Annotated in this window: 17 protein-coding genes and 1 rRNA gene; 5 read left to right on the forward strand and 13 right to left on the reverse strand. The window is 51.0% G+C overall.

What is annotated here, in order from left to right:
- A 16S ribosomal RNA gene (locus GNT65_RS09170) occupies positions 1–119 on the reverse strand; the annotation flags it as partial.
- A 593-nt stretch (positions 120–712) separates the two neighbouring features.
- Positions 713–2140, reverse strand: a complete 1428-nt coding sequence (gene ccoG, locus GNT65_RS09175; RefSeq protein WP_160795486.1) for a cytochrome c oxidase accessory protein CcoG — start codon at positions 2138–2140, stop codon at positions 713–715.
- Positions 2141–2228: 88 nt separating this feature from the next.
- Here ccoG and GNT65_RS09180 point away from each other — a divergent pair, with 88 nt between their 5' ends.
- Together GNT65_RS09180 and GNT65_RS09185 are read left to right on the forward strand one after the other, a co-directional pair.
- Positions 2229–2579 (forward strand): hypothetical protein, encoded by a 351-nt coding sequence (locus GNT65_RS09180; protein WP_160795488.1) that lies wholly within the window; start codon positions 2229–2231, stop codon positions 2577–2579.
- Between the two features lie 122 nt (positions 2580–2701).
- Positions 2702–3604 (forward strand): 1,4-dihydroxy-2-naphthoyl-CoA synthase, encoded by a 903-nt coding sequence (locus GNT65_RS09185; protein ID WP_160795490.1) that lies wholly within the window; start codon positions 2702–2704, stop codon positions 3602–3604.
- 59 nt (positions 3605–3663) lie between these two features.
- Here GNT65_RS09185 and GNT65_RS09190 read toward each other — a convergent pair whose 3' ends face one another.
- From GNT65_RS09190 to cobA, 5 genes are all read right to left on the reverse strand, one after another.
- Positions 3664–5430, reverse strand: coding sequence for a bifunctional protein-serine/threonine kinase/phosphatase (locus GNT65_RS09190; RefSeq protein ID WP_160795492.1), 1767 nt, complete (start codon positions 5428–5430; stop codon positions 3664–3666).
- A gap of 16 nt (positions 5431–5446) precedes the next feature.
- On the reverse strand, positions 5447–6922 hold the full coding sequence (locus tag GNT65_RS09195) for a NarK family nitrate/nitrite MFS transporter (protein WP_160795494.1): 1476 nt from the start codon (positions 6920–6922) through the stop codon (positions 5447–5449).
- Positions 6923–7016: 94 nt separating this feature from the next.
- Positions 7017–7373, reverse strand: coding sequence for a nitrite reductase small subunit NirD (gene nirD / locus GNT65_RS09200; protein WP_219822462.1), 357 nt, complete (start codon positions 7371–7373; stop codon positions 7017–7019).
- An 11-nt stretch (positions 7374–7384) separates the two neighbouring features.
- On the reverse strand, positions 7385–9916 hold the full coding sequence (gene nirB / locus GNT65_RS09205; RefSeq protein ID WP_160795496.1) for a nitrite reductase large subunit NirB: 2532 nt from the start codon (positions 9914–9916) through the stop codon (positions 7385–7387).
- Positions 9917–9934: 18 nt separating this feature from the next.
- Positions 9935–10789: a uroporphyrinogen-III C-methyltransferase gene (cobA, locus tag GNT65_RS09210; protein WP_160795498.1), complete on the reverse strand. Its 855-nt coding sequence runs from the start codon at positions 10787–10789 to the stop codon at positions 9935–9937.
- 406 nt (positions 10790–11195) lie between these two features.
- On the opposite strand from cobA, the gene GNT65_RS09215 reads away from it, so the two are divergent.
- The 3 genes from GNT65_RS09215 to GNT65_RS09225 all read left to right on the forward strand — a co-directional run bounded on the left by GNT65_RS09215 (position 11196) and on the right by GNT65_RS09225 (position 14920).
- Positions 11196–13865, forward strand: coding sequence for a nitrate reductase (locus GNT65_RS09215; protein ID WP_160795499.1), 2670 nt, complete (start codon positions 11196–11198; stop codon positions 13863–13865).
- A 141-nt stretch (positions 13866–14006) separates the two neighbouring features.
- Positions 14007–14198, forward strand: a complete 192-nt coding sequence (locus tag GNT65_RS09220) for a DUF2061 domain-containing protein (protein WP_160795501.1) — start codon at positions 14007–14009, stop codon at positions 14196–14198.
- 191 nt (positions 14199–14389) lie between these two features.
- Positions 14390–14920, forward strand: a complete 531-nt coding sequence (locus GNT65_RS09225) for a porin family protein (protein WP_160795503.1) — start codon at positions 14390–14392, stop codon at positions 14918–14920.
- 112 nt (positions 14921–15032) lie between these two features.
- On the opposite strand, the gene GNT65_RS09230 is transcribed toward GNT65_RS09225, so the two are convergent.
- From GNT65_RS09230 to GNT65_RS09255, 6 genes are all read right to left on the reverse strand, one after another.
- Positions 15033–15383: a cupredoxin domain-containing protein gene (locus GNT65_RS09230; protein WP_160795505.1), complete on the reverse strand. Its 351-nt coding sequence runs from the start codon at positions 15381–15383 to the stop codon at positions 15033–15035.
- Between the two features lie 9 nt (positions 15384–15392).
- Positions 15393–17636 carry a heavy metal translocating P-type ATPase gene (locus tag GNT65_RS09235; RefSeq protein WP_160795507.1) on the reverse strand — a complete coding sequence of 748 codons (2244 nt, stop codon included), beginning with the start codon at positions 17634–17636 and terminating at the stop codon, positions 15393–15395.
- Between the two features lie 2 nt (positions 17637–17638).
- Positions 17639–18100, reverse strand: coding sequence for a MerR family transcriptional regulator (locus tag GNT65_RS09240; RefSeq protein WP_160795509.1), 462 nt, complete (start codon positions 18098–18100; stop codon positions 17639–17641).
- A gap of 179 nt (positions 18101–18279) precedes the next feature.
- Positions 18280–20109 carry a glutamine--fructose-6-phosphate transaminase (isomerizing) gene (gene glmS / locus GNT65_RS09245; protein ID WP_160795511.1) on the reverse strand — a complete coding sequence of 610 codons (1830 nt, stop codon included), beginning with the start codon at positions 20107–20109 and terminating at the stop codon, positions 18280–18282.
- A gap of 45 nt (positions 20110–20154) precedes the next feature.
- Positions 20155–20925 (reverse strand): DeoR family transcriptional regulator, encoded by a 771-nt coding sequence (locus GNT65_RS09250; protein WP_160795513.1) that lies wholly within the window; start codon positions 20923–20925, stop codon positions 20155–20157.
- Positions 20926–21073: 148 nt separating this feature from the next.
- The gene (locus GNT65_RS09255) at positions 21074–23215 is read right to left on the reverse strand and encodes a TonB-dependent receptor (RefSeq protein WP_160795514.1); all 2142 of its coding nucleotides are present in this window, start codon (positions 23213–23215) and stop codon (positions 21074–21076) included.
- Between the last annotated feature and the right edge of the window lie 79 nt (positions 23216–23294).

Consider the following 23294-nt stretch of genomic DNA (forward strand, 5'->3'; position numbering starts at 1 on the left):
CTCACCCGTCCGCCGCTCGTCATCTTCAAAAGCAAGCTTTTGAAATGTTACCGCTCGACTTGCATGTGTTAGGCCTGCCGCCAGCGTTCAATCTGAGCCATGATCAAACTCTTCAATTAAAAGTTTTTTGATTCCTAAGAATCGACTCAATGAATTCTGATTCATATAAATGACTCGGAAGAATCATCTATATGTTTGTACATATTGCTATGGACTCTCACTATCTCTAGTGAAACTAGATTTAGTAAATCATGCATTGAGATTTAAATCGTTTTCGATTAACTCAATACCTGTGAGTGTCCACACAGATTTCTTGTTTTATCTTGTTAAAGAACGTTTGCCTCATACTGGACTCCAGCGGGCTAGGGCTGCGTATTCTACGCTTCTCCCTGTCGGCGTCAAGCGCTTTTTTCAAAAGATTTTTAAGTGGTTAATTACTGTGCTTTCGCGCTGTAACTACCGGCTTAAAAACTCGAACCGCTTATCACCTTGACTCGACCTTGGTTACCTACTCACTGGGTAAGTAGCGCCGTTTGCCGTGTCAGTGGGAGCGCATTATAGGGAGCCAAATCTTTTGCGCAAGGGCTTTTTGAAAGAAAATGACACTTTAATGACTAAGCGGATAATAATCAGGCATTACGTATAAAAAAGGGGCTAAAAGCCCCTTTTTCCTATCTTTCACTATCTTTTGCTATCAATACTAGCCGCCAACTTATTGGCTAAAGAAGCGTGACTCCTGAGTTGCCTCGACTGTTTCACCATCTAGTACAGTCGTCACCTTGAAGTCTACCTTAGTCATGGCGCGCGACAGCCCCACGGGATCGACGGCGACACTAACAGGCAGAGTCAACACCTCGCCTCCTTCGATAGTCACAGATTGCGGACCGTACCACTGGTACTCAGGCAGACCTTCGACACTGAGTTGATACTCATGCTTGGCTTCTGTCTTATTCAAGATCTTCAGAGTGAAGGTGTTCTCTATTAACCCCTCGTTATTTTCCCTAAAGAGTTGATTACGATCGCGAATAATATCGACACGCACAGGGGCAATGGTTACCGTCGCATAGATAAAGACGATGATCATGAATGCCAATACGGCGCCATAACCCAGGAGTTTAGGTCGCATCACCTTCTCTTTAACGCCTTCGAGCTTATTTTCCGTTGTGTAGGCGATCAGGCCTCTTTCATAACCCATGCGATCCATAGTGGTATCACAGGCATCGATACAGGAACCACAGTTGATACACTCATATTGCAGACCGTTACGAATATCGATACCGGTTGGGCACACCTGCACACAGAGATCACAGTCGATACAATCACCCAGACCAAGCGCCTTAGGGTCGGCCTTACGCGAACGTGGACCACGATTTTCCCCACGCTTGGTGTCATAACCTACGATAAAGGTGTTCTTGTCGAACATGGCCGATTGGAATCTAGCATAAGGGCACATATGGATACACATGATCTCGCGCATCCAGCCCGCATTACCATAGGTCGCGACAGTAAACAGGGTCACCCAGAAATAAACGGCGCCCGAGGCGCTACCGCTAAAGACGTCGGCGTAAACTTCGGTCGTCGGCACGAAATAAGAAACGAAAGTCATGGCGGTGAGTAATGACACCAATAACCAGGAGACATGCTTGGCAGTCTTACGCCAGACCTTATTAAAGCTCCATGGCATCTGATCTAATTTCATCCGCTTATTCCGGGCACCCTCAAATTTCTCTTCGAACCAGATGAAAATAAAGGTCCACACCGTCTGCGGACAGGTATAACCACACCAGACCCGGCCAAGATAGGTTGTCACAAAAAAGAGACCAAACGCGGCTATCATTAATAATGCAGCGAGTAAGGTAAGATCTTGGGGCCAGATGGTTAGCCCGAAAATATGAAACTTCTGTTCACCTAGGTTAAACCAGACGGCTTGTCTGTCTCCCCAGGGAATCCAGGGCAAGATAAGGAAAAAGAGCATAGCAACCCAGCCTAGGCGGCGACGTAGCTGAGTCCAAAATCCTTCTATTGCTCTAACATAAATACGATTGCGGGGATTAAAACGATCGGATTTATTCTCGTCCGGCTGATGAATTTTGATCCGCTCAGCCTTGGAATAATCCTTTTTATTTGATTCTGCGTTCATATTTAACAGCCTTACAGCTTTAATATTCCATGAAAACTGGCTTATTATACATTTCTAATACTGATTGTTCACCATGGTTGGATAAATAATGAGAGGCTGGATTATTTTAGGTGCAGGGATAGGATTACTCTATTATCTAGCAACCGAGACAGACAAGCTCGATGAGCCCATCGCACAAACGGATGCGCTGATGAAGCGAATCGAACGTAAAATCGACTCGATGACGGGAACCAGGATCATCCGGGTAGACAAAAACATTGCGATGTTCAAGACGCAGATTGCCGAGCGGCTGACGCGAAAAGAGTTGGCGGCACTGGACAGTATTCTCGAGTCGAAAGAATCGGTGCTCGAGTTTACCGAGCAATACTGCGACAACAGTAAACGCTTCACCGAGCTGAGCAAAGATAACCAGCAATTTATCTGCGACAAGCTCAGATAACTCCTCAAAGGCGACGGAAAACTTTGCCCAGTGCACGGTTTTCTTCGCCCTAATTGATCTCTACTCATAATGAGCCTAGCCTTGGCTCATCATCTCGATGCGACACACATAGGGTTACGAAAATGACAGACAAGGTTTCCGATATCTTTGATCCCTCCTTATGGGATCGAGTACCAGGATTTGATTTCGAAGACATTACCTATCATAGGGCAAAAGATCAGGGTACGGTGCGTATCGCCATCGATCGCCCAGATTGCCTCAACTCATTTCGTCCTAAGACGGTAGATGAACTCTATATCGCCCTTGATCATGCCCGCCAATGGTCTGACGTAGGTTGCGTGCTGCTAACCGGCAACGGACCATCGGCCAAGGGCCAGTGGTCCTTCAGTGCCGGTGGCGACCAACGTATCCGCGGCAAGGATGGCTACAAGTATGAAGGCCAAGAAACTGATAAGCCCGACTTGGCCCGCATGGGCCGCCTGCACATATTAGAGGTACAGCGCCTGATCCGCTTCATGCCAAAGGTTGTGATTGCCGTCGTGCCAGGCTGGGCTGTCGGCGGGGGCCATAGCCTGCATGTGGTCTGCGACCTGACTCTGGCCTCTAAAGAGCATGCCGTCTTTAAACAAACCGATCCGGATGTAGGCAGCTTCGACTCGGGTTACGGCAGCGCCTACCTCGCCAAGATGATTGGCCAGAAGCGCGCCCGGGAAATTTTCTTCCTCGGCTTCAACTACAGCGCCGAAGAGGCGTTCGACATGGGTATGGTCAACCGCGCCATTCCCCATGCAGAGCTGGAAACCGAGGCGCTAAGATGGGCCAAAGAGATCAACTCTAAGTCGCCTACGGCCATGCGTATGTTGAAATACGGCTTTAATCTGCCGGACGATGGCTTGGTGGGTCAGCAACTGTTTGCCGGCGAGGCCACACGTCTGGCCTATGGTACCGACGAGGCGGTAGAAGGACGCGATGCCTTCCTGGAAAAACGAGAACAAGATTTCTCTAAATTCCCTTGGCACTACTAAGCCGTTATTACGCGACAACCCAGAACAGGCCATCGCTTTGGCCTGTTCAACCGCTTGCATCACAATAGCAAAGCTTGCAACACCACTATCAGCAGGAGCAATACGCTTAACCCCTTCCAAAACATAATCGGCTCACGTTCAATGAAGGGCTGTGACTGATATTTCTGCACCATCTGTTGATTAGGACTATTCAGGTCCAACAGCATCTCAGACATGGACTGATACCTTACGCGGGTATCTGGATGACATGCCTTCTCGAGTGCCAGGTCGAGCCACAAGGGGACAGACTCTCGATACTGACGACAGGAGGTATAACACCAGTCCCTGTTCCTATGGTGATAAATGGATAGAGACCGACCTGTGTTATAGGGTAATTTCCCGCTCAACATCTCATAGACTATGACTCCAATCGAGAATATATCCGCCTGATGAGACGCCATCCCCGTTTGCAAATATTCGGGGGCGATATATCCCACGGCGCCAAGTGGTAACGCCTCCTGAGTCGCTGGAGTCAACTCTGCCAAGCCGTCTATCTGGGCGGCGCCATAATCGATCAACACCACTTTATCATCCGAGGTAAGCATCAGGTTTTCCGGTTTTATATCCCTATGTACCACTCCCATGCGTTGCAGGGCTCTGACCGCAATGACTATCTCCTCCAATATGGATCTAACCTTACCTATATCGGCAGCTGGATTGTCATACATCCACTGCCTTAGGCTTTGTCCCTGAATATATTCACAAAGGTGATACAAGAAAGGAGATTCACTAGGATAAACCTTCATCAGAGATGGGTGCTGGGTTCGCTGCCCCACCCACTGTTCTCGCACGAAACTCGCCAGATAATCCCCATCTTCGCTGAAATTAAGTGAGGGAGCCTTGAGTACATATACGGCGTCAGTTCCCAACTGCTTCACCAGATAGATATGACTGCGTGTACCGCTGTAGAGGACTTTGAGCACCTCAAGGTTATCTATGGTATTGCCAACCGTCATCACGGGCGGGATCACTTTCTGCGATGACGACAAGGTTAACCCCTGAGCATCGGCATAAGGCAATGAGTCCACCTGTAACAATAGACAGCTGTTGTTATCCTGGCTCCCTTCGGCTAAAGCCATCGAGGTCAACTGCCTGGCCAACACCTCTAAATGCTCGTTGCCAGCGACCACATCTCTTAGCCGACTCAAACTGAGGCTATCGTGGACGCCATCTGTGGTTAACAGATAGCGATCGCCCGGCTGCAGTTCATGACTCTGGTAATCCACCTCTATATGACTGTCCATCCCCAAGGCTCGAGTCAGAAAGCCTTTTTCACCAAATCCCAGATGACTATGATCCTTAGAAAGCTGAATTAACTCGCCCTCTCTTAGTCGATAGACCCGGCAGTCACCCACGTGAAAAAGGTGCAACCGGTTAGCCTTAAATACCAAGGCGCTGAAGGTGGTCACGTAGCCATTATGCCGCAGCGCCGTCTGCTGACTGTGATGGTTAAGCCAGATGTTCAGGGCGTTCAGCACTTTAGTTGCCGCATGTTTGACCCCCCAACTATCGGGAGCACTCAAATAGTCTTCGATAAATTGAGTCACACAAAGCTGGCTAGCCAGCTGACCATTTTGACTACAGCTCACACCATCGGCAATACAAGCCACCACCCCTTTATGCAGCAACTTATGGCTATCGACACTATGGTGCACGGCAAATGCATCCTGATTCTGCAGCCTAACCCCAGCACATGAACTGCCGCCGAAACTCAACGCCAACCGCCTGGTCTGCCCGGGCGTCCGCGCTGAATGTACCGCTTCGACAAGCTTAGGATGAGCATTCATCGACTTAGCCTCTCGCTTAACGGCTCGACACATCGATCAAGGTGACACTACCATCTTGGTTTATTTCAGCCATTTGCCCCCTAGGCTCCTCCATCCAAGTCAGCGCAACAAAACCGAGTACCGCGGTGGCCGCAATCACATAAAAGAAGGTGCTGTAATCCACAAAGGACAATACTGTCAGGTAGCACACGGCCCCCACGTTGCCATAAGCCCCCGTCATACCGGCAATCTGCCCCGTCATGCGACGCTTAATCAGTGGCACTGTGGCAAACACGGCCCCCTCTCCCGACTGCACAAAGAAAGAGCATGCCATCGCCGCAGCCACGGCAACCCATACCGGCCACTCACTGTTTACTTGTCCCATCAGAAAATAACCCGCCGCTAATCCAGCCGTTAATATCAACAGGGTGGGCTTACGACCAAATTTATCTGAGATCCAACCGCCACCTGGACGCGACATCAGATTCATGAAGGCATAGGCCGAGGCCACCATGCCGGCCATCACGGGAGTGAGCGCGAAGGTCTCGGCAAAAAACAGCGGCAACATAGACACCACGGCCAGTTCTGAACCAAATGTCGCGAAATAGAGAATATTTAACACCGCAACCTGCTTAAACTTATATCTATGGATCTCAGGTACCGGCCCTTCAAATACGCTCTTATTCACTTTCCATACTTGAGAGACTTCATAGAGGTAGAGCAGCAGCAAGCAAAGATAGACGCCATAAATGCTCACATCGCTCAACATAGCGACGCCCGCTGGCGACAACTTCCACGCCAATAGTGCCAGCGCGCCATACATAGGCAGTTTCATTATCAGAAGCAGTACGAAGTCGCCTTTTGAGGTCACCTCCATCGCCGTGAGACTCTTCGGCTTGAAATAGGTCGAACCTTTTGGGGTATCGGCCACATTAAGGTAGAACACCCAGGAAAATACCAGGCTGATCACCCCGGTCAGCCCCAAGGCATAACGCCAGCCATCTTCTCCACCAAAGAGCACGGCAAGCGTTGGCAGGGTAAATGCGGCCGCCGCCGAACCGAAATTGCCCCAACCACCGTAAATCCCTTCGGCCGTACCTAGCTCATTATGGGGAAACCATTCCGACACCAGACGTATTCCAACCACGAAGCCGGCACCGATAAACCCCAGCAGAAAACGCGCTATCGCGGCTTGTACAAAACTGTCTGCTAGCGCAAAGGCAAAACAGGGCAGCGCACAAATGGCCAGCAACCCCGAATAGATGATGCGAGGCCCAAAGCGATCGGTAAGCATGCCTATGACCACTCGCGCCGGGATAGTAAAGGCAACATTAAGAATAAGCAGCGTCTTGATTTCGGCCGAGGTGAGCCCTAACGACGCCTTAACCGACTGCAACAGCGGCGCAAAGTTAAACCACACCACAAAGGTGATGAAAAACGCCATCCAGCTCAGGTGTAGCACCTTCATTTTTCCGGTAAAGCTCAGTAAATTAAAGCGATTATCTGTATTCATGGAACTCTCCTTAACCGGGGAACAGAGCAATTTTTAGTTGCAAAGTCCCCTGCCACACTCATGTAGCATGCTTTAGCGTTAATAAAATTAATGGTTAGCTGTTAATACCTATTTGAACCTCTGTGCCACAGATGCGCACCGGGTAGGTGTTCAGTTGATGCTCCGGAGTCTGAATACAGCGACCGGTATTAAGATTGAAATAGTGCTTATACAGAGGAGAGGCCACTACAGGCTCACCTGCAATCGAGCCCATGATCCCCCGAGATAACACACTAGCGCCGCCGATAGGATCGAAATTATCGATCGCATAAAAGGCCTGTGTCTGACGACAACAAAACAGCGCCACCTGCCGCCCTCCAACCAAGGCACACACCCCGGTACCGGGAGTAATATCTTGTAGCGAACACACTGATACCCAAAGATCTTGCATCTTATCGATTGCTAGGTTCATCACTTGTCTCCCTATTCAACGGTTAATACATCAATGATTTGACTGGACTTGGCCGGCATACGCTGTGAACGCTTTACCTCATAGGCCAAATAGCTATCCTCTTGTTCGGCATTAACGAAATGCTTAAAACGTTTGAGCTTTTCCGGATTTTCCAGCGTGGTTTTCCATTCGCATTGATACTTAGCTATGTTGCCGGCCATCTCAGCTTCCAGCTCGTCAGCCAGCCCCAGCTTGTCATGGATCACCACGGATTTAAGATACTCCAGGCCCCCTTCGAGGTTCTCAATCCACACAGAAGTGCGCTGTAGCCTTTCGGCGCTGCGAATGTAAAACATCAGGAAACGGTCGATATAGCGGATCAAGGTCTGGTCATCAAGACCTGTGGCAAACAGCTCGGCATGCCTTGGACGCATGCCGCCATTGCCGCCAACGTAGAGGTTCCAGCCATGTTCGGTGGCAATGATGCCGACATCTTTAGATTGGGCTTCGGCACACTCACGAGTACAGCCTGAGACGGCAAACTTTAACTTATGGGGGGAACGTAAGCCCTTGTATCGATTTTCGATATCGATAGCGAAGCCTAAACTGTCCTTAACCCCATATCGACACCAAGCGTCACCCACACAGGACTTCACCGTACGCACCGACTTACCGTAGGCATGGCCTGTCTCAAACCCTGCATCCACCAGCTTGCGCCAGATCAGCGGCAGCTGATGCAGTTGCGCACCAAACAGGTCGATTCGCTGACCACCGGTGATCTTGGTATAGAGATCAAACTCCTTAGCCACCTCGCCTAACAGGATCAACTTATCGGGAGTCACCTCACCACCGGCGATGCGTGGCACCACAGAGTAGGTGCCATCTTTTTGCATATTGCCCAAATAGATATCATTGGTGTCTTGTAGTCCGATATGGGCATCTTCGAGGATATAATCGTTCCAGAAGGAAGCCAGAATCGATGCAACGGCAGGCTTACAGACATCACACCCCAACCCCTTACCGTGACTGGCTAACAGCTCATCGAAACTACGGATCTGCTTAATCCGCACAATATCCACCAGCTCAGGACGGGTATAGGCAAAGTGTTCACACAAGCTGTTATCCACTTCATGGCCCAAAGCGGCGAGCTCACTGTCCATCACCTGCTTGACCAAGGCGCTGCAACCTCCGCAGCCGGTGGAGGCTTTAGTGCAACTCTTTATCATGGCCATATCGATAGCCCCGTTAGCCACGGCAGCGGCCACATCCCCTTTGCTCACGTCATAGCAGGAGCAGATTTGGGCGCTGGCGGGTAAGGCTTCGACGCCCATGCCAGCAGCCCCCTCCCCCTCGACTTGAGGTAAGATAAGCGCCGAAGGATGATCCGGCAGTGGCATATCATTGAGCATCATCTGTAGCAGCTGGCCATAGGCGCTGACATCACCCACCAATACCGCCCCCAATACTCGATCTCCCGCCTGATTGACCACCAGACGCTTATAAACCTGAGTTATCTCATCATGAAAGGTGTAAGACTGCGCCCCCTCAGTCTGCCCGTGGGCGTCACCGATACTGGCGACATCCAGACCAAGAAGCTTTAATTTGGTGCTCATATCGGCGCCCTTGAAGGCGAGTTCGCCGCCAGATAGATGCGCCGCGGCGACCGCCGCCATGGTATAGCCAGGCGCCACCAACCCAAAAATACGCCCCTGCCACAGGGCACACTCGCCCACCGCATAGATGTCTGGGTCACTGGTCTGGCAAAAGTCATTTATCACTATACCGCCACGCTCACCGACCTCCAGCTGCGCCTGTCGAGCCAGCTCATCCTGTGGCCGGATCCCGGCAGAAAACACCACCATATCGGTTTCAAGATGTGTACCATCGGCAAAATTCAATCGGTAACGACTTTGCTCACCCGAGACAATCTCTGTCGTCGCCTTTTGGGTATGTACCTGCACACCTAGGGCTTCTATTTGATGGCGCAACAGATTCGCGCCGCCTTCATCGAGCTGAACCGCCATTAGTCTTGGGGCAAACTCCACCACATGGGTTTCCAGGCCGAGATTCTTCAGGGCATTCGCCGCCTCGAGCCCAAGCAGGCCACCACCGATCACCACCCCGCTCTGGCTATGGCAACTCGACTCGGTGATCGCCTCAAGATCGGCAATGGTGCGGTAAACTAAACAGTGAGGTTGATCATTGCCGGGAATTGGTGGCACAAAGGGATAAGAGCCTGTCGCCAGTACCAGCTTGTCATAAGCCACGGTATTTCCCTTATCGGTCAATACGGTATGCGCAGTGGGGTCGATACTTATCACCTTGGTATCTAGCAGAAAATCGACCTTGTGCTGACGATAGTAAGCCTCATCGGTTAACGCCAGATCTTGCTCTGTCTTACCACTGAAATAGGTACTCAGCTGTACCCTGTCGTACGCCAATCTGGGCTCTTCTGAGAAGGTGGTTAGTTGCACATTATCCGCCGCTTCGCTGGCTAAGATATTGTCGATAAACTTGTGGCCAACCATGCCATTGCCCACCACGAGTACAGATATGTTATCCATCTTGCTCTCCTTATATCGCTAGGCACTCAAACGGGCCGATATATACTTGTCTTTAGCTTGCGCTTGCTGCTCGAACCAACTTAGCTGGGACGCAAGATCCACCACTTGCCCCACCACAATTAAAGTGGGCGATTGCAGCTGGTGATTAACCACCAGATTGGGCAGTTCTCTTAGTAAACCGCTGATAACTCTCTGCTCTTTAGAGCAACCACGCTCGATGATCGCCACAGGGGTATGGCTGGCTAGCCCGGCTTGAATGAGTTCTTTAGCGATAAGTGATGCCTTACTTAGCCCCATGTAAAACACTAAGGTGTGCTGCAACATCGCCAGACTCTGCCAATTGAGCCGTAGCTCTGATTCAGCATGGGCGGTAACAAAGGTGGTGCCTTGGGAAACCCCTCTATGGGTTAAAGGAATACCGGCATAAGAGGTGCAGCCAGAGGCGGCGGTAATGCCAGGCACCACTTCAACAGAGATGTTTTGCGCTTTAAGAGAGAGGATCTCCTCTCCCCCGCGGCCAAAGATGAAACTGTCCCCGCCTTTTAAACGGCAGACATGTTTTCCCAGTAAGGCTTGCTCAACCAGGATTTCGTTGATGCGTTCTTGTTCGACACTGTGTTCATGCTTAGCCTTGCCTACATATAGGGCCGGCGTCTTTGCTGGGAATAAGGCACAGATCTCATCACTGACTAAGCGATCATAAATAATCAGATCTGCCTGCTGAATAATATGCATCGCCTTTAGGGTCAGCAGCTCTGCATCACCAGGCCCAGCGCCCACTAGACTGACACGCCCCTGGCATGCAGGCTTTCCAGTCTCGCCAAAGCCGATATTGATGACACTGTGGTGAGGGGTTTGCTCATGCTCGTTCATAATTAAGCCTCAATGTTATCGCCAACTGAACAAGTATTGAGCAAACTTGATGCCAACAACTTTAAAAAGGCACTGATTAATGATTTAAGCAGTTAAAAATCAAATAGATAATTAAATACACGTAAAAATAAAAGGCAAAGATTGATGTTTTTAAGGACTTGAAAACAAATTAGATCGCACACTAATCGTGCAAACAATGATCATTATTGAACATTTATCCTAAGCCAATGAAAAATATAGCATCAACCACATACCTCTAAATAGGTATATTTATAAAAATTAAATTTCAAGATATTGTTTTATAACAACTTTAAAAACCAATGTCAGACATAAAACCATCATGGCCTACCACTTGCTTTCCAAAGAGTAAATTTAAAACCATTCCATCCGGCAGAGAGAGGTTTTCATGAGCCAAAATCCGATAACTCCTTGGATTAAAACAACCTGCGCTTATTGTGGTGTGGGTTGCGGTGTCGAAGCAAAACCGCAGCGTAACGGTGCACTACTCATTCGCGGTGATAAGAGCCATCCGGCCAACTTAGGTAAACTTTGCTCTAAAGGACAAGCATTAGGGGAAACGCTATCGGACACCCATCGACTTAAGTTTCCAATGATCGAAAACCAACGAGTGAGTTGGGATAAGGCAATATCGACCGTGGCTGAGCAATTTCAGCAAACCATAGCAAAACATGGCCCCGACTCGGTGGCTTTCTATTTATCAGGCCAGCTATTAACGGAAGACTATTATGTCGCCAATAAACTGATGAAAGGCTTTATTGGTAGCGCAAATGTCGATACCAATTCGAGACTGTGCATGTCCTCGAGCGTTGCGGGTCACAAACGCGCCTTTGGCAGTGATTCGATGCCCGGTTGTTATCAGGATATTGAGGCCGCCGATCTCATCATTCTTGTGGGCTCAAACCTAGCCTGGTGTCATCCCATCCTCTTTCAGCGCATAAAAGCGGCAAAGGCCCAAAACCCCGACTGCAAACTGGTGGTGATAGATCCCAGAAAAACCGCCTCATGCTATGATGCCGATCTGCATCTAGCCCTTGCTAACGGTAAAGATGTACTGTTATTTAATCGCCTATTGGCTTACCTCGCCGATAATCAATTGCTCGATCACGACTATATCGAGCAACACACTCAGGGTTTTGAAGCCACATTACAAAGTGCACAGCAAGATAAACTCACCCTGGAGCAGACCGCTAAACAGCTGCAGATAAGTCCTGTACAGCTAAAGCAGTTCTTTGAGCTATTTGGCCACAGCGATAAAGTATTAACCCTCTATTCTCAAGGCGTTAATCAATCCACTCAGGGTACAGATAAAGTCAATAGCATCATCAATTGTCATCTGGCCACGGGAAAAATAGGTCAACCCGGCAGCAGCCCCTTTTCTATTACCGGGCAACCCAATGCCATGGGCGGACGTGAAGTGGGCGGCTTGGCCAATATGCTTGCCTCACATTTGGACTTTAGCGACCGCAACTGTGAACTTGTGAGAGACTTCTGGCGCGCGCCTCAAATAGCAACCCGACCCGGCCTCAAAGCCATAGATATGTTCGACGCAATTGCAGAGGGAAAAATTAAAGCCATCTGGATCATGGCTACCAACCCTGCCGTCAGCCTGCCCGATAGCCATAAAATTAAAGCCGCCTTAGCCAAATGTCCTTTTGTGGTGGTATCAGATTGTGTGGCCGATACCGACACTCTGGCATTAGCCGATGTGAAGCTACCGGCTCAGGGCTGGTCAGAAAAGTCGGGAACAGTGACTAACTCTGAACGACGCATATCGCGCCAGCGCAGGGTAACGACCACACAGGGCGAGGCTAAACCCGACTGGTGGATCATCAGTGAAGTGGCCAAAAAGATGGGATTTATTCATGGGTTTAACTATCGCCATGAAGCACAGATATTCCGAGAATATGCCACCCTCACCAACAAAGCTCATGGGTTAAGCCAAAATGCGCTGGTTCTCGGCGACTTGGCCGATATTTCTGATAGCGATTATTATCGGTTAGCTCCCCAGCAGTGGCCTGTTAACCGATTGCAATCTCAAATGTTCCATCAACGCCTGTTTGCAGACGGCAGATTTAATACCGATAACCGCAGAGCCAGGCTGATCCCGGTGCGCTATATTGCTTCAGCACAAACGTGTGATCAGCAGTTTCCTCTGAAACTCAACAGTGGTCGCAGCCGGGATCAGTGGCACACCATGACACGCACCGCCTTGGCGGCTCGGCTATGTCAACATCAGCCAGAACCACAGCTGCAGATCCATCCCGAAGATGCCGCAGCTTATCGCCTCGATCAGCATGACATTGCAGAGATAACCAGTGTGACGGGCAAGGCGTTATTGAGGGTCAACGTCGGCAAAGAGGTTAAGCCCGGCGAGCCGTTCTCGACGATTCACTGGAGCAACAGCAACTCCAGTGCCGGCAAGATCAGTACCCTTGGCAAGGCATTTATCGACCCCATTTCAGGTCAACCTGAGATGAAAGCAACACCTGTAAGTATCCGCCGCTATAGCCCCCAGAGTCAGGCATTACTCGTGTGTCGCCAACCATTAGCGCGGCTCGAATCTCCCTACTGGGTAAAGCAGACAATCAAGGGAGGGTTTTGCTATTTCATTGCCAGTGAGCTGTCACCAGGGTTGCTTAATAAAAGCCTAAAAGCCCTGTCACCATATCAACAGATAACCCAAGTCATGGCCGAGTCGCCCCAACAACAGTGTTATCGATTAGCCCAGAGTAGCCAGCAGCAGGTGCAATTTGCCTACATAGTGAGTGAGCAACTTGATCCGAGCCACCATGCCTGGTTTGCAGCACTATTTAATGATCAGGATGAGCTTTCAACCCTATTAAGCAGCCTGCTGTCGACGGAGCCTAAGGGGACATTGGCTGAAGGCAGAATCATCTGCGCCTGCAAGCAGGTCGGCGAGAAAACACTCTCCTGCGCCATAAAGCAACAAGAGGTCAAAGATACCGCGACACTAACGACGCTGACTGAGGCGGGTAGTGGCTGCGGAAGCTGCATTGCGGAATTAGAGGAATTAATAAAAACGGTTTATGAGTAGAAATTGGAAAGGAGTAAACCAACGAAAGCTATCAAACATGCAAAATTAATCGTTTTTTAAGATTAAAGCCATCTGACCAATTTCATTTACACCACAAATGATAACGATTATCATTTAAGTTAATTAAAGAGGAGTTGCATCATGGCAAAGACAATCACTTTCGCAATATTACACTTCGGTGTCGCATTCGGAATCACCTACCTGTTAACCGGTAGCATAGTGATAGGTGGCGCCGTGGCACTCATTGAACCGGCGATCAATACTGTCGTGTTCTATTTCCACGATAAGGTGTGGCAACGCATAGAGAAGCGCTCTCGGCCGATGTTAGCCTGATTGGCGAGTCATTGCGCCACCCAAAGCGATTAACGCTTTAACTTCAGCATTCTTCAGATTAATAATTGAAAAGCAACTAATTTAACAGACGATAATTTTAATTAATTCCAAATTATCTGTACCTTTTGTAGGCGACATCTGCTATAAGTCGGATTCGATATTTTGCCGTTATCAACTTACAAAGGATTGTTATGAAAGCTATTCTTGCCGCAGCCTGCCTGCTCGTCACGCCTCTCTCTTTCGCATCGGATTACCATCACGCCCTATCGGTCGGTGCGGGGATAGGTTATACCAGTATTTCATCAGATGATCATGTCACCGATAATATTCCACTTCACTATGATCTTGCCTATCGCTACCAATTCTCCTCCGAATGGGGCCTAGAAGTCGGCTACCAGGATGTATTTGTCAACAATATCATTATCATTGGTAATCAAATGGATAATATCGACAGCTTCCGTGCTGCGGCCCTATATACACTCCCCTTGTCTCAGCGAAGCAGTCTGGTATTTAAACTGGGCGCCAACCAATATCGACTGAAGTTTACCGATACCGACGACAACGGCCGCAAATATACAGATGATGGTACCGGCCTGCTGGCAGGGCTAGGCTGGCGGATGGAGTTTGCTTCGGGCATGGATCTCGGCCTCACCTATCACTATCAGGCGATGGATTTACTCGATACCCATACCTTTACTTTCGCCCTCGGATATCGCTTCTAATACTGAAATAAAATGTAGGGCAAACCTCATAATAGCGTTTGCCCTACTATTTGTACTAAATCCCTCTATTTTCGCTTAGTCGACGCTTTCATACACCCTTTCAGTCGCCCAATCATTCGACGACTAGCACGCCTTTATACATCTGCATCTGACAGTGAAATGCATATTCCCCCGGTGTCATGGCCGGAATATTGATAGTAGTGGGCTTATCCAACGCCAACTCCTCACTGATCTCCAGCGCTGGCAGCTGTAGGGTCGCCGAACAGCCAGACTTATCCAGCCTTAGAAAGGTGAGTGATGTTGCCTGACCCGAGGGGATCTTGATGCGCGATGGCGTATAGACACCATCCTTGACCACTATCTCTATGCCTTCCTGACTCACGGGCGCCTCGGGCGAGTAGAGCCAGAACCACCAGACGATAAAACCTATCAGGGCGAGACAGAACAGATTGATAAATAACATACCAGCCTCCTAATGCGCTTTGGCTTTAAACAGACGCAGACGATTGGCGTTACTCACCACAGTCAGTGATGAGAAGGCCATGGCCGCACCGGCAATCACAGGGTTGAGGAGTAAGCCGAACACGGGATAGAGAATCCCCGCGGCAATGGGAATACCGGCGGCGTTGTAGACGAAGGCGCCAAACAGATTCTGTTTGATATTTTTCAGCGTCGCCTTGCTGACCGCAATCGCATCGGCCAAGCCATGCAAGGAGCCACGCATCAGGGTGATATCGGCGCTCTCGATAGCCACATCCGTGCCAGTACCTATGGCAAAGCCCACGTTAGCCAGCGCCAGCGCCGGGGCGTCGTTGATTCCATCCCCCGTCATACCCACTACCTCACCATCTTGCTGCAGCTCGGCTACCTTGCTTGCCTTATCCTGGGGCATCACCTCGGCATAGAAGCTCTCTATGCCCACCTTAGCCGCCACCGCAGCAGCCGTGGCCTGGTTATCTCCGGTTAACATCACCACCTTGATGCCATTGTGCTTGAGCCTGGCAATCGCCTCGGCCGAGTCTGGTTTGATAGGGTCTGCCACGGCTATGATAGCAATAAGCTCATTGTCTCTAGCCAGATACATGGGCGTCTTGGCCTCCGCTGCCAGCTGCTGCGCCTTGGCCTGATAGGCCTGGGTATCCACGCCGAAGTCCTGCATCAAGGCCTGATTACCAAACAGCAGCGTCTGCCCATTCAATTTAGCCTCTACCCCACGCCCTGAGATGGCGTTAAAGTTCTCGACAGACGCCGCCTGTATGTCGCGGCTATTAGCCGTCTCGACGATCGCCTCGGCCAGGGGATGCTCTGAGTGTCGCTCGATACCGGCCGCCAGGGCTAATACCTCGTTCTCATCAAGGGAAGACACCTGAGTCATCACCACATCGGTGACCTGAGGTGAGCCCTGAGTAATAGTGCCCGTCTTATCCAGCACCATGACACTGATCTTAGAGGCCGTTTGTAGCGCCTCGCCGTTACGTATCAAAACGCCGGACTCGGCAGCCTTACCCACCCCCACCATGACAGACATAGGCGTAGCCAGCCCCAGGGCGCAGGGGCAGGCGATGATCAATACGGTAGTAGCCGAGACGATGGCAAACACCATGGAAGGCTCGGGACCGAAGTTAAACCACACCATGGCGCTAACGATGGCGATGATCATGATAGCTGGCACAAAATAGCTGGCAATCACATCGGCAAGCCTGCCGATTGGCGGCTTAGAGTTCTGCGCACGCTTCACCATGGCGATGATTCTGGCCAGAGCAGTGTCTTTACCCACACGGGTCGCACTAAAGACGATGGAGCCGGACTTGTTTAGGGTTCCCGTGACAACCTCGCTGTCGATGGTCTTCTCAACCGGGATCGGCTCACCGGTCAACATAGACTCATCCACCATGGTGGTGCCCTCTATGACCAAGCCATCGACGGGGATCTTCTCGCCGGGACGTACACGCACCTTGTCGCCTTGCAGCACCTGAGCGATGTCAATATCCAGCTCCTTACCGTCGCGTATCACTCTCGCCGTCTTGGCCTGTAAGCCTATCAAACGCTTAATCGCCTCAGAGGTCTTACCCCTGGCCTTGATCTCCAGTGCCAAGCCTAAGTTGATCAAACCTATGATCATCGCCGTGGCCTCAAAATAGACGTGGCGCGCCATCTCGGGTAACAGAGTTGGAAAGGCGACCACCAGCATGGAATAGAGCCAGGCTGTGCCGGTACCTAAGGCGATAAGCGTGTCCATGTTGGCGTTGTGATGCACAAAGGATTTCCACGCCCCCACATAGAAATGTTTACCGGACAGGAGCATGATACTCAAGGTCACCAAGCCCACCAGCCCCCAGGCCAGCTGCTCGGTCGTGGTGGTTACCGTCATCTCGCCGATAAACAGACCATAGATCATCAAGGGAATACCCACGGACAGGGCGATAAAGGTATGGCGCAGCAGGCTGCGGTAATAGTCGAGATCCGCCTGTTCCTTCTCATCCATAGCATCATCGCCCGCCTCGGCCTGCAGCTGGGTCGCGTTATAACCCGCCGCCTCGACAGCCGCAATCAGCTGCTCCGGCGTTGCCGAGCCCGAGACATCGACGATGCGCTCGGCAAAGTTCATCTCGGCCGAGTCTACCCCGGACACGGAATTTAATGCCTTCTCTATCTTACCGACGCAGCTGGCACAGCCGGCGCCTATGATGTTGAGTTGTACTCTGTTGGTATCCATCTTCAATCCTCCAGGCTAGGCGTCATGCTTGCTTCACGATTGGCTTCTAACTGACTGCTTTCTGCATAAGTACCTTCGATTAGATGGCAGATCATATTGCCGGTCGGCGCCTTGTCCGGCTTATGGGACCAATCCTCCACAGCATTCGACAGCTTACGTCTCAACTTCACCATCTCTTCAAACTGCTTCTCAGTCTCCTCGAGCTTCTGCTGGATCATCTGCCGTACCAGGCCACAGGCGCTCTCGCCCTGATCCGTGCGCGAGAAGATCACCTTGATCTCATCGACGCTAAACCCCAGGTTTCTGGCGCTTAGGATGAACTGCATCCGCGACTGATCCTTGTCACTGTAGTCCTTGTAGCCGTTGACCGAAGACTTAGCCGGGCTCAGCAGACCGATGCGGGTATAGAAGCGCACGGTATCACCCGTGATATTGAGATTCTTTGCTAGTTGATTGACGCGCATATCCACTCCAACAAGACATTTTTTAAGCTCATGCCTTGACTATAAACCTGTGTGTTAGACACAGGTCAAGGAACTCAGGAAGAAAAAATCGAAAGCGTAGTGAAAAAGCGGCAGGCATAAAAAAAAGCAGCCGTTAGAGAGGCTGCTTTTATTAAGGGGTATTTAACTAAGAGCGCAAGTTACTCTACCGTAACCGATTTTGCCAGGTTACGCGGCTGATCTACGTCGGTGCCCTTGATCAAGGCCACATGATAAGACAGCAGCTGCAACGGAATGGTGTAGATGAGCGGCGCCATGTAGTCGTCACAGTGTGGCACAGGGATCACCTTCATGGTGTCATCCGACTCGAACTCGGCGTCCTTGTCGGCAAACACATACATGAGGCCACCACGGGCACGCACCTCTTCGACGTTCGACTTGAGCTTCTCCAGCAGTTCGTTGTTTGGCGCCACGACGATCACAGGCATGTCGGCATCGATCAACGCCAGCGGGCCATGCTTAAGCTCACCAGAGGCATAGGCCTCGGCGTGGATGTAGGAGATCTCCTTAAGCTTGAGCGCACCTTCCATCGCGATAGGATATTGATCGCCACGGCCCAGGAACAAGGCATGATGCTTATCGGCAAAGTCTTCGGCCAACTCGGCGATGGCATCATCCAAGCCCAGCGCCTGCTCCACCTTAGCCGGCATAGACTGCAGACTCTGGGTGATCTCGGCCAGCATCTCGGGAGACATGCCGTTGTGACGACCGACAGCGGCGGTCAGCATTAGGAGACCTGCCAGCTGAACGGTAAAGGCCTTGGTTGAGGCCACGCCGATCTCGGCGCCCGCCTTCATCATGTATGCCATGTCCGACTCGCGAACCAGAGAAGAACCTGGCGCGTTACAGATGGTCAGGGTCGCCTTGTAGCCCATTTCTTTGGCCAAACGCAGCGCGGCCAAAGTATCGGCGGTTTCGCCCGACTGAGAGATGGTCACCAACAGGCTATTGGGGAACAGGTGCGATTTACGGTAACGGAACTCAGAGGCGATCTCGACGTTACAGGAAACGCCGGCCCAATCCTCAAGCCAGTAACGTGCCGCCATACCCGCGTGATAGCTGGTACCACAGGCGATGATCTGCACGTGTTTGATATCTTTTAGGAACTCAGCCGCGTTTTCACCGAAGGCAGAATCCAGCACATGGCCACCAGCGATGCGTCCCTCCAGGGTATGAGCGATAGCGCGAGGCTGCTCATAGATCTCCTTGAGCATATAGTGGCGGTACTCGCCCTTGTCGCCCGCATCATGAGTCACTTCCGACTCTTTCACTTCGCGCTCGACCGCGTTGCCATCGACATCGAAGATACTCACGGTGCGACGGGTCACCTCGGCCACATCACCCTCTTCGAGGAAGGCGAACGAGCGGGTCACAGGCAGCAGCGCCAGCTGATCCGAGGCGACGAAGTTTTCGCCCAGGCCGAAACCTATCACCAGTGGGCTGCCTGAGCGGGCGACTATCATGCGCTCGCTGTCACGGCGGTCGATCACTACAGTGCCGTAGGCGCCTTCGAGTTGCTTAACTGTGGCCTGCACAGCGCCAAGCAGAGTGTCATGAGACTTAAGCTCATGGTGTACCAGGTGGCAGATCACTTCGGTATCTGTGTCTGAGTTAAAGGTGTAACCCAGGCCCTTCAGCATGTCGCGTAGCTTGTTGTGGTTTTCGATGATGCCGTTGTGCACCACGGCAATGTCACCGCTGGACTGATGAGGGTGAGCGTTACGCTCACTCGGCTCACCATGGGTCGCCCAGCGAGTATGGGCGATACCCGTACCGCCGACGAGCGGTGCCTGTTCCAGGGCGCTAGACAGCTCCTGCACCTTACCCACACGGCGCGTGCTTGCCAGTTCATTGTTATGGATCACCGCCACACCGGCAGAGTCATAACCACGATATTCGAGGCGGCGTAGCCCCTCGAGTAGAATTTCCGCAACATCCCTTTGCGCCACTGCGCCAACGATTCCGCACATAGTTTTTTCCTACTAACTCACTAATATGAAAATAAAATTTAAATACTATTTCGAGTAGGGAGCGAGGATCACCTCAACCCCCTGCTCACTAATCTGTTTTACCGTCTGCTCATCGACCCTATCGTCGGTTACGAGCACGCTTATCTGCTGCCAGGCCAGTTCCAGGTTAGGAATGCGCCGACCTATCTTGTCGGAGTCCACCATGACGATCACCTCACGGGAAACCTCGGCCATCACCTTGCTAAGGCCGGTCAGCTCGTTAAAGGTGGTGGTCCCTCGGGCGAGATCTATCCCATCGGCGCCGATAAACAGCTGATCGAAGTTATAGGAGCGCAGTACCTGCTCGGCCACCTGCCCCTGGAAAGATTCTGAATGGGGATCCCAGGTGCCGCCGGTCATCAGCAGAGTCGGCTCGTTTTCCAGCTCGTGGATGGCATTGGCCAGCTGCAGCGAGTTGGTCATCACCACCAGGCCCCGCTTGCCGTTAAGTTGCTGTACCAGGCCAGAGGTGGTGCTACCGCTATCGATAATGATGCGGTTATGGTCTTTGATCAGCCTGGCCGCCGCCTCGGCAATCGACAGCTTATTGGGTGCTATCTTGGCGCTAAACTGCTGAGTGACCTCGTCCGGGATAGCCACGGCACCACCATAACGACGCAGCAGCAAGCCGGTTTTCTCCAGCGCAGCCAGATCCTTACGTATGGTGACCTCAGAGGTCTCGAAACGATTGGCCAGCTCATCCACGCTCACCTCGCCGGTCTCGTTCAAGACGGCAATGATGCTATGACGGCGCTGCTGGGTGTTTCGTTTATTCACAAAGAGTTTCACTTAAGTTTCGTTTCGAAAGATGAATTATAGTGATTCGAAACTTTTTTACCAGCCCTATTGACGCAAAGCTGAGCGAAAAACAAAAAAGCCGCTATCTAAGATAGCGGCTCGACACCTAGAATTAGGCAGGGTAAATCTAGAACTTGGCCTCCAACGCCAGACCGAAGTGACGGCCCTCGCCGACCGTGACATCCGTATTGGTGCCACCAGCCAGATAGTCGGTATCGAACAGGTTCTTCACGTTAAGCCGTACGCTGACATCGCTGCCCATAACATCCATGGTATAGGCGGCGCCGACATCGAAACGCACGTAGGCGTCCTTAGTGATGCTGTTATCCGTATTGGCAAATCGCTCACCTACGTAGATGGCACCAAAGTTAAATGCCAAGTCTTCTGTCATCTCGTAACGGGTCCAGATGTTAGCCGACCATTCGGGTGCGTCCACAGGCGTCTTGCCGTTGAGTCTGTCTTCTTCCGGCCGTTGATACTCGGCATCGAGATACATCATAGATCCTGTCATGAACCACTTGTCGCTCAGCTGCCCTTGAACCCCCATCTCGAAGCCTTTATGACGCTGTTCACCGGATTGAGTGGTGATCGTCTTATCGCCACTGGTAGGGATCACCTCAAGATCTTGGGTCACGGTAACATTGGATACCGTAATATCGAAAACAGCGCCGGTTAGCAGCAGACTGCCATCGAACAGCTCCCACTTGGTACCGACCTCATACTGCTCGCCATACTCTGGGTCCAGATTCATCTGATCGTTCACATCATCCGGATCATTCACCATCCCCTGTGGCGTGAAGCTCTTAGAGTAGTTGAAGTAGATGCTGCCATTTTCGGCTGGCGAGTAGATCACCCCAAACTTAGGCGATACCGCATAGCTGTTGTTGCCCTTACCGTCCTTCTTCTGCTCATCGTAGCGTACGCCAGCCAACAACTGCCATTGCTGGTTGATGGTCATCAGATCCTGAATATAGAAACCATAGTGTTTGTAGTCGGATTCATATTTACCATCAGGATCATTGTGATAATCCAGATCAGGCTTAGGCAGTGGCTGACCCGGCATCACTGGCTGGTTTTTCTTTCCTGACTCTTTTAGTTGGCCATAGTAGTAGTCCAGCATGTTGGCTCCAATCAAGAGTTGATGCTCAACGTTACCCGTATTAACTATGCCAGTGAAATCGATGAAGCCGGTCTTATGTTGCCAGTCGTCATAACGGTCGAACGGACTAATGGTGTAACCATCGGTAAAGGGATCTTCCGAGCCCTTTAGCAGGCTAGGTGAAGAATCTAAACGCTGACGATTAAACTGCTGATCGTTATAACCTGCCTTAACCTGCCAGTCGTCGCTGAGATGATAGGTCAACTCGGCGCCCAGGTTTGAGATGGTGTTGTCGGTAAAGGTCCAGGGCATATCCCAGATGATATCTCTGCCACCAATTAACTCACCATCGCTATTTAACCAGCCACCACGGTCGATCCCCGTCTTGTCCTGGGTATGGTCATACTTAAGGGACAACATGAGATCGTCTGTAATATCAAACTCAAGGTTTAAGTAACCTAACCAGCGATCCCGCTCCTGATTAGTGCCATCCTGATACTCTCTCCAGTATTGGGTGTCTTGCTTAACCAGAACCGTGCGGTAGCGAATGGTCTGTGCCTCATTCAGGCTGCCACCAGCATCCAGCTGAAAACGGGTTGAGCCATGTTCATCTGTATCGAAACCCAGCTCAAACATGCTGTCATAGGTAGGCTTCTTGGTGACCATGTTGATCAGGCCACCAGGACCAGACTGGCCATAGAGCATGCTAGAGGGTCCCTTTAGCACCTCGACCTGTTGCAGGGTCTCGATAGGTTGCACATAGTGAGACCACTGCTGCTGGCCATTAATCAGGAATCCCGATCCCGATGAAAGCTCGAAACCACGAATATTAAACACCTGGCGGTTCCACTTCTCGCTGCCGCCGGTCACGCTCGAGTCGTTTACCAATACCTCAGACAGGTTGGTCGCCAACTGCTCGTCGGTCACAAAGTCGGGGATGACAGCCACAGATTGCGGCGTATCCATCAGATCGATATTGCCACGCATTGCGCCGGAGGCGACACCCACCTTATAGTCGTTAAAGGTTCGCCCCGTCACGGTAATACGTTCGATATTGGCCTCTACCAGGCTGCTTTCGGCATCGTCGGCCAATGCTGGCGCAGCGGCCAGGGCTGCCAACACGGCAAAACCGACAGGGGAATAGTTAAAAGAACCTAGCTTAAATGACATGCAAACCTCACCACTAAACAACAAGTAAACGAAAGTTGCGACAAATATAAATGAGAATTGTTTTTATTTAAGCTTATTT

Source organism: Shewanella insulae, from assembly GCF_009831655.1.
In the GTDB taxonomy this organism is placed as follows: domain Bacteria; phylum Pseudomonadota; class Gammaproteobacteria; order Enterobacterales; family Shewanellaceae; genus Shewanella; species Shewanella insulae.

Excerpts from the sequence above, each read along its gene's own strand:
- ccoG (WP_160795486.1), bottom strand. The coding sequence starts at position 2,140 with ATGAACGCAGAATCAAATAAAAAGGATTATTCCAAGGCTGAGCGGATC.
- GNT65_RS09180 (WP_160795488.1), top strand. The coding sequence starts at position 2,229 with ATGAGAGGCTGGATTATTTTAGGTGCAGGGATAGGATTACTCTATTAT.
- GNT65_RS09185 (WP_160795490.1), top strand. The coding sequence starts at position 2,702 with ATGACAGACAAGGTTTCCGATATCTTTGATCCCTCCTTATGGGATCGA.
- GNT65_RS09190 (WP_160795492.1), bottom strand. The coding sequence starts at position 5,430 with ATGAATGCTCATCCTAAGCTTGTCGAAGCGGTACATTCAGCGCGGACG.
- GNT65_RS09195 (WP_160795494.1), bottom strand. The coding sequence starts at position 6,922 with ATGAATACAGATAATCGCTTTAATTTACTGAGCTTTACCGGAAAAATG.
- nirD (WP_219822462.1), bottom strand. The coding sequence starts at position 7,373 with ATGAACCTAGCAATCGATAAGATGCAAGATCTTTGGGTATCAGTGTGT.
- nirB (WP_160795496.1), bottom strand. The coding sequence starts at position 9,916 with ATGGATAACATATCTGTACTCGTGGTGGGCAATGGCATGGTTGGCCAC.
- cobA (WP_160795498.1), bottom strand. The coding sequence starts at position 10,789 with ATGAACGAGCATGAGCAAACCCCTCACCACAGTGTCATCAATATCGGC.
- GNT65_RS09215 (WP_160795499.1), top strand. The coding sequence starts at position 11,196 with ATGAGCCAAAATCCGATAACTCCTTGGATTAAAACAACCTGCGCTTAT.
- GNT65_RS09220 (WP_160795501.1), top strand. The coding sequence starts at position 14,007 with ATGGCAAAGACAATCACTTTCGCAATATTACACTTCGGTGTCGCATTC.
- GNT65_RS09225 (WP_160795503.1), top strand. The coding sequence starts at position 14,390 with ATGAAAGCTATTCTTGCCGCAGCCTGCCTGCTCGTCACGCCTCTCTCT.
- GNT65_RS09230 (WP_160795505.1), bottom strand. The coding sequence starts at position 15,383 with ATGTTATTTATCAATCTGTTCTGTCTCGCCCTGATAGGTTTTATCGTC.
- GNT65_RS09235 (WP_160795507.1), bottom strand. The coding sequence starts at position 17,636 with ATGGATACCAACAGAGTACAACTCAACATCATAGGCGCCGGCTGTGCC.
- GNT65_RS09240 (WP_160795509.1), bottom strand. The coding sequence starts at position 18,100 with ATGCGCGTCAATCAACTAGCAAAGAATCTCAATATCACGGGTGATACC.
- glmS (WP_160795511.1), bottom strand. The coding sequence starts at position 20,109 with ATGTGCGGAATCGTTGGCGCAGTGGCGCAAAGGGATGTTGCGGAAATT.
- GNT65_RS09255 (WP_160795514.1), bottom strand. The coding sequence starts at position 23,215 with ATGTCATTTAAGCTAGGTTCTTTTAACTATTCCCCTGTCGGTTTTGCC.